Genomic DNA, 1,124 nt, shown 5'->3' with positions numbered 1-1,124 from the left:
GTTGGCAGGACCCGGCCGGGTCGAGCTTCACCTGGTCTCCACGGGTGCCGTCCGACTTCGAGTGGCCAACTCCGGAGGGCGCGCCAGCTCGGTCCTCAGACATCTACCGCGATCTAACTTCTTTCACTGATCTGCCGTCCACACCGCAGGAAATGCGTGACGATGCGCAGTCAAGGCCGGTGCTCAGCCCCGCCGGCAGACCACCGTTCTTCATCGGTCCATCAGGCACGCCGCAAGAGCTCGAGGATATCGGATATCTCGTCGGCGAGGATTGGCGGCATGGCTCACAGGCGGTGCCGGAGTTCCTGCTCGATGTACTGGACAATAAAATGCTGTTGCCGAGTTCGCAAATGGCTCCCCAGCCGGTCTCTATCAACGGTGAGACCTACTCCATCGCATTGGGGCCGCGAGGACGCCGCGATGCCCAACTGATCCATCACCCTGTCCCATCCTCAGTTCCTGATCCCCGGATCGGCGCTTCAAGGGCGAGTGTCTCTGCCGGCGACCGCAGCGGACGGGTGCTCGGAGCCGACGAATGGCTGGGTGATGCGCATATCCAGCGGGACTACGAGCTGCTGTCGCAGGAGTTGCAGCAAAACAATCCAAACCTCGCCGCCCGGACCCGGTTCGTCGATCCTCTCATCGCCTTTCAGGTGGGCCATGGTACGGACGGCGACGCCCTGAACGCATTCCATCGCATTGTCAACGATCGGAATGGCAACGATACGGCCGACTTCCTGTTCCTGCCGGTGAGTGATGCGAGTGCTACGGACGTCCGTCGCCGCGGCTCCCATTGGTCGTTGCTGCTGGTAGATCGCCGCGATCGGGACAGGCCGGTTGCCTATCATTACGACTCCTTCAAGCCATACAATGCCGGACCTGCAGCAATGCTCGCATCGCGGGTGGGAGCCCATTTGCAAGATGCCAACATGCGCAGGCAGAGCAACGGCCATGATTGCGGAGTCTTTGTGGTCGACGGTACCCGGGCGCTGGTCAGACGGCTCGCGGGAAGACGACGGGCAGACCTGAGCCTCCTCTACCTCGTCGTCGATCGGCAGGCACTGCAAAACCGGCTAAGTGGGTGATGTCGGCTTCAACTGAATAGCGCGTGCAGCTGGTTGAAG

At 61.7% G+C, this 1,124-nt stretch carries 1 pseudogene; it reads left to right on the top strand.

From position 1 onward, the window contains the following. A pseudogene (locus tag IVA79_RS10490) lies at positions 1-1,085 on the top strand (Ulp1 family isopeptidase); the annotation flags it as partial. Between the last annotated feature and the right edge of the window lie 39 nt (positions 1,086-1,124).

This window comes from Bradyrhizobium sp. 138, from assembly GCF_023074075.1.
In the GTDB taxonomy this organism is placed as follows: Bacteria; Pseudomonadota; Alphaproteobacteria; order Rhizobiales; family Xanthobacteraceae; genus Bradyrhizobium.
Note: the sequence above shows the minus strand (reverse complement) of the source record. Positions and strands in the feature narration are given on the sequence as shown.